Origin of the sequence: Mycobacterium sp. 050128 (genome assembly GCF_036409155.1) — a bacterium.
Classification (GTDB): domain Bacteria; phylum Actinomycetota; class Actinomycetes; order Mycobacteriales; family Mycobacteriaceae; genus Mycobacterium.
On record NZ_JAZGLW010000001.1, the window covers coordinates 3,460,788 to 3,476,825 of the forward strand.

At 65.3% G+C, this 16,038-nt stretch carries 12 protein-coding genes and 2 tRNA genes; 11 read left to right on the plus strand and 3 right to left on the minus strand.

Going from position 1 to position 16,038, the window contains the following annotated elements; translation table 11 throughout:
* Window positions 1-76: 76 nt before the first annotated feature.
* Window positions 77-2,671, minus strand: a complete 2,595-nt coding sequence (gene pepN / locus SKC41_RS16630) for an aminopeptidase N (RefSeq protein WP_330978571.1) — start codon at window positions 2,669-2,671, stop codon at window positions 77-79.
* Window positions 2,672-2,791: 120 nt separating this feature from the next.
* Here pepN and SKC41_RS16635 point away from each other — a divergent pair, with 120 nt between their 5' ends.
* The 3 genes from SKC41_RS16635 (at window position 2,792) to SKC41_RS16645 (ending at window position 4,825) form a co-directional block, all read left to right on the plus strand.
* Window positions 2,792-3,415, plus strand: coding sequence for a DsbA family protein (locus tag SKC41_RS16635; RefSeq protein ID WP_330978572.1), 624 nt, complete (start codon window positions 2,792-2,794; stop codon window positions 3,413-3,415).
* Window positions 3,416-3,543: 128 nt separating this feature from the next.
* Window positions 3,544-4,023, plus strand: a complete 480-nt coding sequence (locus SKC41_RS16640; protein ID WP_330978573.1) for a ribose-5-phosphate isomerase — start codon at window positions 3,544-3,546, stop codon at window positions 4,021-4,023.
* A 1-nt stretch (window position 4,024) separates the two neighbouring features.
* Entirely contained in the window at window positions 4,025-4,825 is an 801-nt protein-coding gene (locus tag SKC41_RS16645) for an Fpg/Nei family DNA glycosylase (RefSeq protein ID WP_330978574.1), read from the plus strand.
* 49 nt (window positions 4,826-4,874) lie between these two features.
* On the opposite strand, the gene SKC41_RS16650 is transcribed toward SKC41_RS16645, so the two are convergent.
* Together SKC41_RS16650 and SKC41_RS16655 are read right to left on the minus strand one after the other, a co-directional pair.
* Window positions 4,875-6,065 (minus strand): serine hydrolase domain-containing protein, encoded by a 1,191-nt coding sequence (locus SKC41_RS16650; protein ID WP_330978575.1) that lies wholly within the window; start codon window positions 6,063-6,065, stop codon window positions 4,875-4,877.
* A gap of 31 nt (window positions 6,066-6,096) precedes the next feature.
* A tRNA-Gly gene (locus SKC41_RS16655) sits at window positions 6,097-6,167 on the minus strand.
* Window positions 6,168-6,301: 134 nt separating this feature from the next.
* On the opposite strand from SKC41_RS16655, the gene SKC41_RS16660 reads away from it, so the two are divergent.
* From SKC41_RS16660 to mobA, 8 genes are all read left to right on the plus strand, one after another.
* Window positions 6,302-6,378: transfer RNA gene (locus SKC41_RS16660), tRNA-Pro, on the plus strand.
* A 40-nt stretch (window positions 6,379-6,418) separates the two neighbouring features.
* Complete coding sequence (gene tig / locus SKC41_RS16665) at window positions 6,419-7,810, plus strand: trigger factor (RefSeq protein WP_330978576.1); 1,392 nt, start codon at window positions 6,419-6,421, stop codon at window positions 7,808-7,810.
* Between the two features lie 126 nt (window positions 7,811-7,936).
* A complete protein-coding gene (locus tag SKC41_RS16670; RefSeq protein ID WP_330978930.1) occupies window positions 7,937-8,527 on the plus strand; it encodes an ATP-dependent Clp protease proteolytic subunit in 591 nt (196 codons plus the stop codon).
* Window positions 8,524-9,168 carry an ATP-dependent Clp protease proteolytic subunit gene (locus SKC41_RS16675; protein ID WP_330978577.1) on the plus strand — a complete coding sequence of 215 codons (645 nt, stop codon included), beginning with the start codon at window positions 8,524-8,526 and terminating at the stop codon, window positions 9,166-9,168. The genes SKC41_RS16670 and SKC41_RS16675 overlap by 4 nt, the downstream gene beginning before the upstream one ends.
* Before the next feature lie 434 nt (window positions 9,169-9,602).
* The gene (gene clpX / locus SKC41_RS16680) at window positions 9,603-10,883 is read left to right on the plus strand and encodes an ATP-dependent Clp protease ATP-binding subunit ClpX (protein WP_085220749.1); all 1,281 of its coding nucleotides are present in this window, start codon (window positions 9,603-9,605) and stop codon (window positions 10,881-10,883) included.
* Window positions 10,884-11,228: 345 nt separating this feature from the next.
* Entirely contained in the window at window positions 11,229-13,172 is a 1,944-nt protein-coding gene (locus tag SKC41_RS16685) for a 2-oxoacid:acceptor oxidoreductase subunit alpha (RefSeq protein ID WP_330978578.1), read from the plus strand.
* A gap of 72 nt (window positions 13,173-13,244) precedes the next feature.
* Window positions 13,245-14,348 carry a 2-oxoacid:ferredoxin oxidoreductase subunit beta gene (locus SKC41_RS16690; RefSeq protein WP_330978579.1) on the plus strand — a complete coding sequence of 368 codons (1,104 nt, stop codon included), beginning with the start codon at window positions 13,245-13,247 and terminating at the stop codon, window positions 14,346-14,348.
* A 24-nt stretch (window positions 14,349-14,372) separates the two neighbouring features.
* Window positions 14,373-14,957 carry a molybdenum cofactor guanylyltransferase gene (gene mobA, locus SKC41_RS16695; protein WP_330978931.1) on the plus strand — a complete coding sequence of 195 codons (585 nt, stop codon included), beginning with the start codon at window positions 14,373-14,375 and terminating at the stop codon, window positions 14,955-14,957.
* The last annotated feature ends 1,081 nt before the right edge of the window (window positions 14,958-16,038 follow it).

A 16,038-nucleotide genomic window follows, 5' to 3' on the forward strand; every position in this document is an offset into this window, starting at 1 on the left:
TGCTCGTACTCAGTGGCCTCGGCGTCAGCCCGGCGGTCGTCGCGCCGGCCTTGGCAGACGGCGATAGCGCTCGCGGTTACTGCTGACCCGCGTCGAAGGTGCGGGCCCGCAAGGCCCGCTTGACCCCGGCCTGGCCCTCCAGCACCAGGCGGCGCAGGGCCGGAGGCACCTCGGAGTCGGGCGCGGACAGGAACTCGTCGGCGGCGGCGATGCCCTCCTCGCTGATGTTCCAAGACGGGTACAGCCCGATCACCACGGTCTGCGCGACCTCGCTGGAGCGCCGCGCCCAGACTCCGGGAATGGCCTCGAAATAGCGCGCGGTGAACGGCTTGAGCAACTCACCCTGGCCGGGCGCCCCGAATCCCCCGACGATCGAGCGCGCCGACGTGTTGGCCACGGTGTCGTCCTCGACCACCGTCATGAACGCCTGCTCCTTGACCGCGAGCTGGGGACGCGCCGCGGCAGCCTGGGCGCCGTGGCGCTTGCCGGTCGCGGTCGGGTCGCGCTGCACCTCGGCGTCGATGAACGGCGTCTCGATGCCGTCCGCGTCGATGTCGCCGGCGGTGGCCAACGCGGTCACGATTCGCCAGCGCAGGTCGGTGTCGATCTCGAGGCCCGCCAAGCCCAGATCGGACGGATCCCGATCGAGCAGATCGGCCAGCGCCGCGATGTGCCGGTCGGACAGCACCGACGAGCACAGCGTGTTGACGAAGGCGAGCTGGTGATCCGATCCCGGTTCGGCAGCCCGCGCCAGCGCCAGCACCCGATCGGCGAATTGCGGCCACCCGTGCTCGCGGGCCCAGCCCGGCTCGGCGTAGGAGCCCAGCGCCGTCTGTGCCTGCATCAGCAGCCGTTGTGCCACACCGACTTCCGTCTCGGCCTGCACACCATCGGAGACGAGGGCGACGAAGTCGCGGGCTCGCAGTTCGGCGTCGCGGGTCATCTCCCACGCCGCCGACCACACCAGCGAGCGGGGCAGCGCCTCCGCGATGTCGGCGATGCGCTCCAGCGCGGTCCGCAACGACTGCGGATCCAGACGCAACGAGCAATAGGTCAGGTCGTCATCGTTGACCAGAATCAGCTTGCCGGACGAAACACCAACCAGCCCAGGGACTTCCGTCTCCGGACCGTCGACATCGAGCTCTTCGCGGTGCACCCGCACCAGCTTGCCTGAGCCGTCGTCGTCGTAGATCCCGACCGCCAGCCGATGCACCCGGGTCTCACCGGCACCCGGAGCGGCGCCGCTTTGGGTCACCGCGAACCGGGTGAACTTGCCGTCGGCGTCGGTGTCGAATTCCGGGCGCAACGTGTTCAGCCCCGTGGTCTTCAGCCATTGTTGGCCCCAATTCGACAGGTCGCGTCCCGACGCCTGCTCCAGCGCGGACAGCAGATCGCTGAAGGTGGCGTTGCCGAAGGCATGCGTGCGGAAGTAGTCACGCAGCCCGGCCAGGAAGTGCTCCAGCCCGACGTAGGCGACCAGCTGCTTGAGCACCGAGGCGCCCTTGGCGTAGGTGATGCCGTCGAAGTTCACCTCGACCGCATGCAGGTCGGGGATGTCGGCGGCGATGGGGTGCGTCGACGGCAACTGGTCCTGACGGTAGGCCCACGACTTCTCGACGGTCGCGAACGTCGTCCACGCCGAGGTGTATTCGGTCGATTCGGCCTGACACAGCACCGACGCGAAGGTGGCGAAGGATTCGTTGAGCCACAGGTCGTCCCACCAGGTCATGGTGACCAAATCGCCGAACCACATGTGCGCCATCTCGTGCAGCACCGTCTCGGCGCGCCGCTCGTAGGAAGCGCGGGTGACCTTGCTGCGGAATACGTAGTCCTCGAGGAACGTCACCGCCCCGGCGTTTTCCATTGCGCCGGCATTGAATTCGGGGACAAACAGCTGGTCGTACTTGCCGAACGCGTACGGCACCCCAAAGTTCTTGTGGTAGAAGCCAAATCCCTGTTTCGTTTCGGTGAACAAGCGCTCGGCGTCCATGTGCTGCGCTAGTGAGGTGCGGCAGTAGATGCCCAGCGGGATCTCGCCGTGCTCGTCGCGGTAGGAGTCCGTCCACTGGGCATACGGCCCCGCGATCAAGGCCACCAGGTAGGTGCTCATCCGCGGTGTGACCGCAAAACTGTGCACGCCGCCCTCGACCGAGGTGGTGGCGCCGTTGGAGATCACCTTCCAGTGTGCGGGCGCGGCGACCCGCAGGTCGAATGTCGCCTTGAGGTCGGGTTGGTCGAAGCAGGCGAACATGCGCTTGGCGTCCGCGGTTTCGAACTGCGAGTACAGGTAGGTCTCGTTGTCGACAGGGTCAACGAAGCGATGCAGTCCCTCCCCGGTGTTGGAGTAGCGGCAGTCCGCGTCGACGACGACGACGTTGCGGTCGGCCAGTCCCCGCAACGGGATGCCGGTCGACTCGTCATATCCGGAGACGTCCACGTCGCGCCCGTTGAGGGTGGCGCTGCGAACGGTCTCGGCCGACAGGTCGATGACCGTGTCGGCGCCGGCGAGTGCGTCGAACACCACGGTGGTGGTGGAGCGGAATGTTCGTTCGCCGGGCCCGCCCGAACCACCGGAGCCGTCGGTGACATCGAGGCTGATCTGGTAGCTGTCGACGGTGATCAGAGCCGCACGTTCGACGGCTTGGTCGCGGGTGAGGTTAGGAAGGGCCACTCGTCCAACTTAGTGGCGTCGCGGGCTCACAGTGCGAAACGGGAACACGCGCGCGGCGACTACGGTTGTGCACAACGGTGTTCTAACCGTTCCCCGATCTCTTCCCGAGAGGACTGCCCAATGTCCGAGAAGGCTCCCGCGAAAAACAAGGCCGACTTCTGGTTCGACCCGCTGTGCCCATGGGCTTGGATCACGTCGCGCTGGATCCTCGAAGTCGAAAAGGTCCGCGACATCGAAGTGAACTTCCACGTCATGAGCCTGGCAGTGCTCAACGAGAACCGCGAAGACCTGCCCGAGCAGTACCGCGAGAACATGAAGCGGGCCTGGGGTCCGGTGCGGGTGGCGATCGCCGCCGAGCAGGCTCACGGCGCCGAGGTGCTGGCCCCGCTCTACACCGCGATGGGCACCCAGATTCACAACAAGGGCAACAAGGAACTCGGAGACGTCATCAAGCTGGCGCTGGACGAGGTCGGCCTGCCGGCCGAGTTGGCCGCCGCCGCCGACAGCGATGCCTACGACGAGGCGCTGCGCAAGAGCCACCACGCCGGCATGGACGCGGTCGGCGACGACGTCGGAACGCCCACCATCCACGTCAACGACGTCGCATTCTTCGGGCCGGTGCTGTCGCGGATCCCGCGCGGTGAGGAAGCCGGCAAGCTGTGGGACGCCTCGGTGACCTTCGCCGGCTACCCGCACTTCTTCGAACTCAAGCGGTCGCGTCACGAAAAGCCCGAATTCGACTGACAACCGGTTAATCCCGCGGGTGCCGAGTGTGAATTTCACGACGCGACACGCCGGATAGGCGTCGCGCGGTTCACTCTCGGCCGACGGTGGCGGGATTGCCTCGGGCCTCCTCGTGCACAATGACGGTCATGCGCGTCTACCTGGGTTCAGACCACGCTGGATTCGAGCTCAAGCAAGCGATCATCGACCACCTCAAAAAGACCGGCCACGAGCCGATCGACTGCGGCGCCTTCACCTACGACGCCGAGGACGACTACCCCGCGTTTTGCATCGACGCCGCGAGTCGCACGGTGGCCGACTCTGAGAGTCTGGGCATCGTGATCGGGGGATCGGGCAACGGTGAGCAGATCGCGGCCAATAAGGTGCCGGGCGCTCGGTGCGCGCTGGCGTGGAGCGTCGAGACAGCCTCGCTGGCGCGTCAGCACAACAACGCACAGCTGATCGGCATCGGCGGCCGGATGCACACCGTGACCGAGGCGCTGACGTTCGTCGACGCCTTCCTCACCACGCCGTGGTCGAAAGCCGAACGCCACCAACGGCGTATCGACATTCTCGACGAGTACGAGCGCACTCACCAGGCCCCGCCGGTGCCCGGCGCGCAGGCGTAAGGTGCCCGAAGGGCATACGCTGCACCGCTTGGCGCGGTTGCACCAACGCCGCTTCGGCGGCGCGCCCGTCGCAGTGTCCAGCCCCCAGGGCCGCTTCGCCGACGCGGCCGCCGCGGTCGACGGCCACGTGCTGCGCAAGTCCAACGCCTGGGGCAAGCATCTGTTCCACCACTACGCCGGCGGCCCGATCGTGCACGTGCATCTGGGTCTCTACGGCACCTTCACCGAGTGGGAACGCGCCGACGAGCTTCCCGAACCCGTCGGACAGGTGCGGATGCGGATGGTTGGCGCCGAGTACGGAACCGACCTGCGCGGCCCGACGGTGTGCGAGGTGATCGACGAGGCTCGGGTCAGCGACGTGGTCGCGAAGCTGGGTCCCGATCCGTTGCGCAGCGACGCCGACCCGGAGTGGGCGTGGAACCGAATCACGAAGTCCCGCAGGCCTATTGGCGCATTGTTGATGGACCAGGGCGTCATCGCCGGGGTGGGCAATGTGTATCGAAGCGAGTTGCTGTTCCGTCATCGCATCGATCCGTACCGGCCCGGTCGAGGGGTCAGCGAAGCGGAGTTCGACGCCGCATGGACCGATCTGGTCGCGCTGATGAAGGTCGGCTTGCGGGGCGGCAAGATCGTCGTGGTGCGCCCCGTTCACGATCACGGCCCGCCGTCCTATGCACCCGACCGGCCCCGCACGTATGTGTACCGGCGCGCCGGTGAGGCGTGCCGCGTGTGCGGCGGGCCGATCAGCACGGCAGTCCTCGAGGGCCGCAACGTGTTCTGGTGCCCGAACTGCCAAAAATGACTGCGCCCTGCCGGGATCCGTTCGGCAGGGCGCGGTTATCGCGGGTGATTCAGCAGGCGTCGACGCCCAGCACGGCGTACACCTCGTTGGACAGGGCGAGGCTGCGTGGGTCCGCGTTGGCCTTGGTGGCGTCGAAGCGATTCGCCACATACGCGTAGCCGATGCCGTGCTCCAAGTCGACGAACCCGAACGAGCCGCCCAGCCCGCCGTGACCGAAGATGCGCGGGTTGGGTCCGTTGACGCACCGCTGGTTGAGCATGTAGCCCAGGCCCCAGCCGTGGTCGGCGACGCGGGGGCCGAGCACCAGGTCGTTCTCCAAGCCGCCCTGCGGCACCCGGATCAGATCCATGTGTTCGCGGCTGAGCAGCTTCTCCTGGGCGAGCGCGTTGTAGAACGTGGCCAATCCCAAGGCCGACACCTGGCCGTTGGTGCCCGGGAATTCGAGCCGGCGCCACAGCTCGAGGTCGTAGGAGCTGACCTCGTCGTCGGGCGCGAAGCCCATGGCGACGGCCAGCCCCGCCTTGGGGTGGTCGGCGAGGCTGGTCGGGTCGCTGGGGATATGGGTGAGCAGGTCGCGCATATGCGGCTTGTTCACCCGCTCGGCGCAACGCCGTTGCTCGGCGTCGGACAGGCCGATGTGGATGTCGGCACCCAGCGGCTCGGCGATCTCGGTGCGCAGGTAATGACCGATCGTGCGGCCGGTCGTGCGGCGGAAGACCTCACCGCAGATGAAACCGAAGGTCGTCATGTGGTAGCCCTGCGCGGTGCCCGGCTCCCACCACGGTTCGGCGGCGGCGATCTGTTCACAGGCGTAGTCCCAGTCGGTGACCTGCTGCCAGCTCATCGGCGCCTGCGGTCCGATGACGCCGGATCGGTGGCTCATCACCATGGCCAGCGTGATGTCCTGCTTGCCTGCCTGGCCGAACTCGGGCCAATACCGTGCCACCGGCGCGTACAGGTCCAGTTCACCGCGGTCGATGAGCTGGTGCATGCAGGTGGCCGACAGTCCCTTGGTGCCGGACAGCACGGTGGTCAGCGTGTCTTGCTCCCAGGGCCGGGTGCCGGCCGCGTCGGCCCAGCCGCCCCAGAGGTTGACGACGAGGTCGCCGTCGACCCAGACGGCGACGGCCGCGCCTTGCTCCAGACGCTCCGCAAAGTTGCGCTCGAACGCATCGCGGACACCGGCGAAGTCCGGCGCGCATGAGCCCTTGATGTCCACGTCCAGTTTCAGGTCGCTCATGGCGTCTTTCTGTGGAGCACTACTTACCCGGAGCGGGCGACGGGAATCGAACCCGCGTAGCTAGTTTGGAAGACTAGGGCTCTACCATTGAGCTACGCCCGCATGTGTTAGTCGAGCGTGACTGTATCTGGCGGCGAACATCAAATCTAATCGACGCGGCCCTGTGACCGCTTTGTTAGGTCTGCGAGGCCGTTGGTGGGCCGACGCCGTCGCGCCGTAGGATCGCGAGGTCAGCGCGGGGTGTAGCGCAGCTTGGTAGCGCATCCGCTTTGGGAGCGGAAGGCCGCAGGTTCAAATCCTGTCACCCCGACCACGCGCCGCACCACCGAATACAAGGAACGAGGAGCACACCCGTGAAGAGCAGCGTCGAGCAGTTGAGCCCCACCCGGGTGCGCATCAACGTGGAGGTGCCGTTCACCGAACTCGAGCCCGACTTCCAGCGCGCTTACAAGGAGCTGGCCAGGCAGGTCCGGCTGCCCGGGTTCCGGCCCGGCAAGGTGCCGATGAAGTTGCTGGAGGCGCGCTTCGGCCGCGAGGAGATGCTCGACCAGGTCGTCAACGAGGCGCTGCCCACTCGATATGGACAAGCGGTCACCGAGACCGAGGTGCATCCGATCGGCCGGCCCGAAATCGAGGTGACCAAGAAGGAGTACGGCGGGGACCTCGCATTCACCGCCGAGGTCGATGTCCGTCCCAAGATCACCCTCCCGGACCTCAGTGCGCTGAAGGTGTCGGTGGATCCCATCGCGGTCAGCGACGACGACGTCGACGCCGAGCTGCAGTCGCTGCGGGCCCGGTTCGGCACCCTGACCGGTGTGGATCGTCCGGCGGCCGAGGGCGACTTCGTCTCGATCGACCTGTCGGCGACGATCGAGGGCGAGGAGATTCCGGGCGCCGCCGCCCAGGGCATGTCGCATGAGGTTGGCTCCGGCCGGCTGATCGAGGGCCTCGACGACGCGATCGTCGGCCTGTCCGTCGACGAGTCCAAGGAATTCACCGCCAAGCTGGCCACCGGCGAACATGCCGGCAAGGACGCGCAGGTGACCGTGACCGTCAAGACGATCAAGCAACGCGAACTGCCCGAGCCCGATGACGAATTCGCGCAATTGGCAAGCGAATTCGACACGATCGACGAGTTACGCAGCAACCTGCGCGACCAGGTGGCCAACCTCAAGCGCGCCGAGCAGGCGGGCAAGATCCAGGAAGCCACGATGGACGCCCTGCTCGAGCAGGTCGACGTGCCACTGCCGGAGGGCATCGTCGCCGAGCAGTTCGACAGCGCCATGCACGGCGCCATCGACAGCGTCAACCATGACGAAGCCAAGTTCGCCGAGGTGCTTGCCGAACAGGGCAAGACGCGCGAGGAGTTCGAAACCGAGACGCGTACCGCGGTAGAGAAGGACGTCCAGCGCCAGCTGTTGTTCGACGCGCTGGCCGATGAATTGGAAGTCCAGGTCGGCCAGGATGACCTGACCGAGCGACTGGTGGCCACATCGCGGCAGTACGGCATCGAGCCGCAACAGCTGTTCTCCTACCTTCAGGAAAACAACCAGCTGCCGGCCATGTTCGCGGATGTGCGGCGTGGTCTGGCGATCGCCGCGGTGGTCTCCAAGGCGACGGTCACCGACACCGACGGCAACCCCATCGACACGAGCGAGTTCTTCCCGGACCGCACCAAGAACGACGCCGATGCGCAGGACGCAGAGGACGCCGACGACGCGGCCGAAGAGTCCAGCGAGGAATGACCCGACCGTGACGCTGTGAGCGAACGCGCCCGCTTCAGGGGTGCGTGGCCGCGAAACGGTGCGCTTGGTTGGTTAGTGTCGTGAGTACGGATCGCAAAGAAAGCAGGTAACCCAGTCGTGACTGATATGCGTTCGAATTCGGTGGGTCTCAACCTCACGGACTCGGTCTATGAGCGCTTGCTCTCGGAGCGCATCATCTTCCTGGGTTCGGAGGTGAACGACGAGGTCGCCAACCGGTTGTGCGCGCAGATTCTGCTGCTCGCCGCCGAGGATGGCGACAAGGACATCAACCTCTACATCAACTCCCCGGGTGGTTCGATCAGTGCGGGGATGGCGATCTACGACACGATGGTGCTGGCGCCGTGCGACATTGCCACTTACGCGATGGGCATGGCCGCCTCGATGGGTGAGTTCCTGTTGGCGGCGGGGACCAAGGGCAAGCGCTACGCGCTGCCGCACGCCCGCATCCTGATGCACCAGCCGCTAGGCGGGGTGACCGGTAGCGCGGCCGACATCGCCATCCAGGCCGAGCAGTTCCACGTCATCAAGAAGGAGATGTTCCGGCTCAACGCCGAGTTCACCGGCCAGTCGATCGAACGCATCGAGGCCGACTCCGATCGCGACCGGTGGTTCACCGCGCCGGAGGCCCTGGAATACGGCTTCGTCGACCACATCATCACCCGCGCTGCCCACATCACCAATGGAGAAGCCCGATGAGTCCCCAGCACCCCGAAACCCAGCCCCAGGCGCGCTACATTCTGCCGTCGTTCATCGAGCACTCGAGCTTCGGCGTCAAGGAGTCCAACCCGTACAACAAGCTGTTCGAGGAACGCATCATCTTCCTCGGCGTGCAGGTCGACGACGCCTCGGCGAACGACATCATGGCGCAGCTGCTGGTGTTGGAGTCGTTGGACCCCGACCGCGACATCACCATGTACATCAACTCGCCCGGTGGCGGATTCACCTCGCTGATGGCGATTTACGACACCATGCAGTACGTGCGCGCCGACATCCAGACGGTGTGCCTGGGTCAGGCCGCCTCGGCCGCGGCGGTGCTGCTGGCCGCCGGCACGCCGGGTAAGCGGATGGCGCTGCCCAACGCGCGGGTGCTGATCCACCAGCCGTCGCTGCAGGGTGTGATCCAGGGGCAGTTCTCCGACCTGGAGATCCAGGCCGCCGAGATCGAGCGGATGCGCACCTTGATGGAGACCACGCTGGCCCGGCACACCAACAAGGAGCCCTCGGTCATCCGCAAGGACACCGACCGGGACAAGATCCTGACCGCCCAAGACGCGAAGGACTACGGGATCATCGACACCGTTCTCGAGTACCGCAAGCTTTCGGCGCAGACCGCCTAACGCGAAAGTCCCGTCGGCGCCGCGATGGCTTCTATGTCCAGCGCCTCGCCCTCGACGACGCGGGTCGGACAGGTCGTGACCGTGTGCTTACCGCTCGGTGTCCAGGCCGCCGTCGCTGATCAGGACCGATTCGGCCGCCCTGAAAATTCCCCCGGCCAATCCCACCTGGCCACTGTATGGTGGTGGCCTGGCAACCAGCCCGTTTGGTGTATCAGCCTCGGTGGGGTAACGACCGCGACACGCCAAAGACACGGAAAGCGCGTCTGCGGCAGTGACGGGGGTTGTCGGGCTATATGTTTTCGGACAGGCATGAATACCACCGACGCGATTCGGCGCTAATGGTCGCGGCGGGCCCGATCCAACGGGTAGCGTCGGGGGAATACATGCGGCACGTTAAAAGACGTACGGCAACAGGAAGTAGGCACTGAGGCACCATGGCGCGCATCGGAGACGGCGGTGATCTGCTGAAGTGCTCGTTCTGCGGAAAGAGTCAGAAGCAGGTCAAGAAACTCATTGCGGGCCCGGGGGTCTACATCTGCGATGAGTGCATCGATCTTTGTAACGAGATCATCGAAGAGGAGCTGGCTGACGCCGACGACGTCAAGCTCGACGAGCTCCCCAAGCCCGCTGAGATCCGCGAGTTCCTCGAGGGCTACGTGATCGGGCAGGACACCGCCAAGCGCACGCTGGCCGTCGCGGTCTACAACCACTACAAGCGGATTCAGGCCGGCGAAAAGGGTCGTGACTCCCGGTGCGAGCCGGTCGAGCTGACCAAATCCAACATCTTGATGCTCGGTCCCACCGGCTGCGGCAAGACCTACCTGGCCCAGACGCTGGCCAAGATGCTCAACGTGCCGTTCGCCATCGCGGACGCCACCGCGCTGACCGAAGCCGGTTACGTCGGCGAGGACGTCGAGAACATTCTGCTCAAGCTGATCCAGGCCGCCGACTACGACGTCAAGCGTGCCGAGACCGGCATCATCTACATCGACGAAGTGGACAAGATCGCCCGCAAGAGCGAGAACCCGTCGATCACTCGCGATGTCTCCGGCGAGGGCGTGCAGCAGGCCCTGCTGAAAATTCTGGAGGGCACGCAGGCGTCGGTTCCCCCGCAGGGCGGCCGCAAGCACCCGCACCAGGAGTTCATCCAGATCGACACCACCAACGTGCTGTTCATCGTCGCGGGTGCGTTCGCCGGCCTGGAGAAGATCATCTACGAGCGCGTCGGCAAGCGCGGCCTGGGCTTCGGCGCCGAGGTTCGCTCCAAGGCCGAGATCGACACCACCGATCACTTCGCCGACGTGATGCCCGAGGACCTGATCAAGTTCGGTCTGATCCCCGAGTTCATCGGCCGGCTCCCGGTCGTCGCCTCGGTCACCAACCTCGACATGGAGTCGCTGGTCAAGATCCTCTCGGAGCCCAAGAACGCGTTGGTCAAGCAGTACACGCGGCTCTTCGAGATGGACGGCGTGGAGCTGGAATTCAGCGACGACGCGCTCGAGGCGATCGCCGACCAGGCGATCCACCGCGGCACCGGCGCCCGCGGCTTGCGCGCCATCATGGAGGAAGTCCTGCTGCCGGTGATGTACGACATCCCGAGCCGCGACGACGTCGCCAAAGTGGTGGTCACCAAGGAGACCGTGCAGGACAACGTCTTGCCGACGATCGTGCCGCGCAAGCCGTCGCGCACCGAGCGCCGCGACAAGAGCGCCTAGCCAACACGGCTGTTGTGGTCGGGTAGTCCCGGCCAATTCCGGTGGGACGCCTGGATTGGCGTCCGAAGAACAACGCTCCGGACAACGGCCGATTACGGTTCGATATCGACGTGACCAAAACCACAGTTTTGTGTCGTACTCGTCGGTAGCCCTCGCTGACTACGTGTTTTGCTTAAGATATTGGTAAGTACGCGTAGCCCAGGACGTCCTTCCGACCCGAAAACCAGTGCAATAATTGGTACTGCCAGTCTCATACAATCGTGTGAGGGTGGGACTCCCTTTGACGGCGCGTAACCTGAAGCTTCGGCAGAGTGCCTGTCCGGTTAACAAATGGAAGGCGGAGACGTGGATTTGAACGGCAGTGGAGCCGGGTCAGATTCTCATGGCGGGTCCGCGGACCGTCAACGCCTGGAACAGGTCGTCATCCGATTCGCCGGTGACTCCGGCGACGGTATGCAGCTGACCGGTGACCGGTTCACCTCCGAGGCCGCGCTCTTCGGCAACGACCTCGCGACCCAGCCGAACTATCCCGCCGAGATCCGAGCCCCCGCAGGCACATTGCCCGGTGTCTCGTCATTCCAGATTCAAATCGCCGACTATGACATCCTGACCGCCGGCGACCGGCCCGACGTGCTCGTCGCGATGAACCCGGCCGCGTTGAAGGCCAACATCGGCGACCTGCCGCGCGGCGGAATGGTGATCGCGAACTCCGACGAATTCACCAAGCGCAACCTGACCAAGGTCGGTTACGTAGCAAATCCACTGGAGACCGACGAGCTGTCCGACTACGTGGTGCACTCCGTCGCGATGACCACGTTGACGCTCGGCGCCGTCGAGACGATCGGCGCGACCAAGAAAGACGGGCAGCGCGCCAAGAACATGTTCGCCCTCGGCCTGCTGTCATGGATGTACGGGCGACCGATCCAGACCAGCGAGAACTTCATCAGGGAGAAGTTCGTCCGTAAGCCCGACGTCGCCGAGGCCAACGTGCTTGCGCTCAAGGCGGGCTGGAACTACGGTGAAACCACCGAGGCCTTCGGCACCACGTATGAGGTGTCCCGGGCGACCTTGCCCACCGGTGAATACCGCCAGATCTCCGGCAACACCGCGCTGGCCTACGGCATCGTCGCGGCCGGCCAGCTGTCCGGCATTCAGGTCATGCTCGGCAGCTACCCGATCACTCCGGCGTCGGACATCCTGCACGAGCTGTCTAAGCACAAAAACTTCAACGTCATCACCTTCCAGGCCGAGGACGAGATCGGCGGTATCTGCGCCGCGATCGGTGCTTCCTACGGCGGCGCGTTGGGAGTGACCAGCACCTCCGGGCCGGGCATCTCGCTCAAGTCCGAGGCGCTCGGCCTGGCCGTGATGACCGAACTGCCGCTGCTGGTCATCGACGTGCAGCGAGGTGGACCGTCGACCGGTCTGCCCACCAAGACCGAGCAGGCCGACCTGCTGCAGGCGCTATACGGCCGCAACGGGGAGTCGCCGGTGGCGGTGCTGGCGCCGCGGTCGCCGTCCGACTGCTTTGAGACCGCGCTGGAGGCGGTGCGCATCGCGGTGTCCTACCACACGCCGGTGATCCTGCTGTCCGACGGCGCCATCGCCAACGGCTCGGAGCCGTGGAAGATCCCGGACGTCTCGACGCTGAAGCCGATCACGCATACCTTCGCCAAGCCCGACGAGCCCTTCCAGCCTTACGCGCGGGACCCGGAGACGCTGGCCCGCCAGTTCGCCGTTCCGGGCACGCCGGGTCTGGAACACCGGATCGGCGGCCTGGAGGCCGCAAACGGTTCGGGCGCAATCTCTTACGAGCCGGTCAACCACGACCTGATGGTTCGGCTGCGCCAGGCCAAGATCGACGGCATCTCGGTGCCCGACCTGGAGGTCGACGACCCGACCGGTGACGCCGAGCTGTTGCTGATCGGCTGGGGCAGCTCGTACGGTCCGATCGGTGAAGCCTGCCGGCGCGCGCGGCGCAAGGGCATCAAGGTCGCCCACGCCCACCTGCGTTATCTCAATCCGTTCCCCGCCAACCTCGGCGACGTGCTGCGTCGGTACCCGAGGGTGGTGGCACCGGAGATGAACCTGGGTCAGCTGGCGATGCTGCTGCGCGCCAAGTACCTGGTCGACGTGCAGTCGGTCACCAAGGTGCACGGCGTTGCCTTCCTCGCCGACGAGGTCGTACGGGTCATCCGCGGAGCACTGGCAGGATCACTGGCCGAGATCGAGCAAGACAAAGCGATGGTCGCCAGAATGGCGGCAGCAACGGTGGGAGCTAACGCATGACGCGCGACGCGACGATGCAGTGGGGGCACCGCCCGCTTGCGGGGGACGAAGCGATGAGGAGGAGCGGCGCTCGTGACTAACGCGATCAGCGGCGACCTGGCGGGCACGGACCTGGGCTTGACTCCGAGGTTGAAGAAGAACGACGGTGTGCCCACTTTGTCTGCTGAAGACCAGCCGCAGAAGGGCAAGGACTTCACCAGTGACCAAGAGGTCCGCTGGTGCCCGGGCTGCGGTGACTACGTCATCCTCAACACGATCCGCAACTTCCTGCCGGACCTCGGCCTGCGCCGCGAAAACATCGTGTTCATCAGCGGAATCGGCTGCTCCAGCCGCTTTCCCTACTACCTTGAGACCTACGGGTTCCACTCGATCCACGGCCGCGCGCCGGCGATCGCGACCGGCCTGGCGCTTTCTCGCGAGGACCTGTCGGTCTGGGTGGTCACCGGCGACGGCGACGCGCTGTCGATCGGCGGCAACCACCTGATCCACGCGCTGCGCCGCAATGTCAACATCACGATCCTGCTGTTCAACAACCGGATCTACGGGCTGACCAAGGGCCAGTACTCGCCGACGTCCGAGGTCGGCAAGATCACCAAGTCGACGCCGATGGGTTCCCTGGATCATCCGTTCAACCCGGTGTCGCTGGCGCTGGGCGCCGAGGCGACGTTCGTCGGTCGCGCGCTGGACTCCGACCGCGCCGGGCTGACCGAGGTGTTGCGCGGTGCCGCCGAGCACCGCGGTGCCTCAGTGGTCGAGATCCTGCAGGACTGCCCGATCTTCAACGACGGTTCGTTCGACGCGCTGCGCAAAGAGGGTGCCGAGGACCGGGTGATCAACGTGCGTCACGGTGAGCCAATTGTGTTCGGCGCCAACGGCGAATACTGCGTGGTGAAGTCGGGCTTCAGCCTCGAAGCCGCCAAGACCGCCGACGTGGCCGTCGAGGAGATCGTCAAGCACGACGCCCACACCGACGACCCGGCCTACGCGTTCGCGCTATCGCGGCTGTCGGATCAGAACCTCGATCACACCGTGCTGGGCATCTTCCGGGATGTCTCCCGGCCCACCTACGACGACGCGGCCCGTGCTCAGGTCGCCGCGGCCCGAGCCGCAACTCCGTACGACGCGGCCGCGCTGCAGTCTCTGCTGCGCGGGCGTGACACCTGGACCGTCGACTAAGGGGCTGCGCTCGTGTCCGATGCAATGTCATTGGCCGCAGTGGTACTCGCCGGAGGCGAATCGCGGCGCATGGGCCGCGACAAGGCCACCCTGCCGGGTCCCGGCGGAGCCGCCACGATGGCCGAGTATGTCGTCGGTGTCGTGGCGCAGCGTTGCGAGCCGGCATTCGTCGTCGCCGCCCCGGGCCAACCGTTGCCCAGGCTAGCGGCGGCGCACGTCATCCGTGACGAGATTCAGGGACTGGGGCCGCTGGCTGCGACCGGGCGAGGACTGCGCGCCGCCGCGGAGGCCGGTGCCCAATTCGCTTTCGTCTGCGCGGTCGACATGCCGCTGCTGACACCGGAATTGATCGACGACCTGATGGCGTTGGCCAGCAAGACCGACGCCGAAGTGATCGTGCCGTGGGACGGCCGCAGTCACTTCCTGGCCGCTGTGTACCGCACCGCTCTGGCCGACCGCATCGATGCGCTGGTGGCCGCCGGTGAGCGCAGGATGAGCGCCCTGATCGACGCGTCGGACGCCCAGCAGATCGTGCTGCCGGATTCGCGTGCGTTGACGAACGTCAACACCGACGCCGAGTTCCGCGCCCTGGTGCTCCCTGGCGCCTGATAGGGCCCGGCGTGTTTCGCCATTCGTGAGATTAATTGTTCGGTTTTATCTCAATTTATCGAGATAAACGCATCGCTTAAATGCTCGGTCAGTTAATCGTTTGTTCATCCTCGTTGTGATTCGAATGCCGGCAAATATCGTCCGGTTTGTGGAGTTATTGCCGTGTTGACCGGGATCGGGGCGCGCCAGGTGGAGCGGATCACATTGCGGCACAGCAGTTTTCGAGGACTGCTTGGCGCGTCGAGGAGGCCGGTCGCCGCCGGCGCGGTGATGCGGGCCGGGGAAGTAGCCATGTGAAATTCTCCAGCAAATTGCTTTTGTGCAAATGCGGGGCGGTGCGCACCGTACGGTCTGGTCCCTGGCGCCAGGGCGCGTCACATCGGCTGGGGCTGCGGCTCCTCCATGCGTATGTCTCGTTAAAGCCTTGATGCACTTCGTAACTCGGCTGAAACGATTGTCGAGACGCGTTTACGCGATCCTTACGTCCGTCGCTCCGGCGCCCTGCTCCTGCGTCGACGAACGGCGTTGTGGAAGAGCATGTTTGGGCTGCTAGAGACACATATTTGGGGGTACTTCGACTCGAGCTGAACCGATCAAGATCATTGTTGTGGCGCCACGCCATCGCCCTCGATCGGATGGTCTGGCGAGCGAACCGGCTAGCGGCTCAGCCGTCTGGCAAATGCGTGGCCCAGCTCACAAAATGTGCGTGATTCGAGTCACGATTACGCCATGATCTTGACCTGGGCGTTTGCAAAGAAAAGGCGCGGCTGACCTGCAACAATAATTCTCGGATCACTTCGTAATCTGCTCGTTATTGTTCCGAGATATCGGCGTGTCGGATATGACGAATGCTGCGCGGTCCCATACGGTGCCTTTTAGCCCGAAAGGGGTTAAACAAAATTTAATCCACATACCCGTGTGTGAGCGGGGCTGCGGACGGCCATCGCCGCCCGGCAGCCGGCAGCTTTGCGCCTGCTGGGCAGATCATGCCCTCGCTGTCGTGCCGAAACGAGACGGCACGGTCCAGAGCACCTATTTCCACATCACGAACCACCTAAACCCATCCGTGGGTTTGCTTTGG

Coding starts and splice junctions, on each gene's coding strand:
- SKC41_RS16635 (WP_330978572.1), top strand. CDS start 2,792: ATGTCCGAGAAGGCTCCCGCGAAAAACAAGGCCGACTTCTGGTTCGAC.
- SKC41_RS16640 (WP_330978573.1), top strand. CDS start 3,544: ATGCGCGTCTACCTGGGTTCAGACCACGCTGGATTCGAGCTCAAGCAA.
- SKC41_RS16650 (WP_330978575.1), bottom strand. CDS start 6,065: ATGAGCGACCTGAAACTGGACGTGGACATCAAGGGCTCATGCGCGCCG.
- SKC41_RS16670 (WP_330978930.1), top strand. CDS start 7,937: ATGCGTTCGAATTCGGTGGGTCTCAACCTCACGGACTCGGTCTATGAG.
- SKC41_RS16675 (WP_330978577.1), top strand. CDS start 8,524: ATGAGTCCCCAGCACCCCGAAACCCAGCCCCAGGCGCGCTACATTCTG.
- clpX (WP_085220749.1), top strand. CDS start 9,603: ATGGCGCGCATCGGAGACGGCGGTGATCTGCTGAAGTGCTCGTTCTGC.
- mobA (WP_330978931.1), top strand. CDS start 14,373: ATGTCATTGGCCGCAGTGGTACTCGCCGGAGGCGAATCGCGGCGCATG.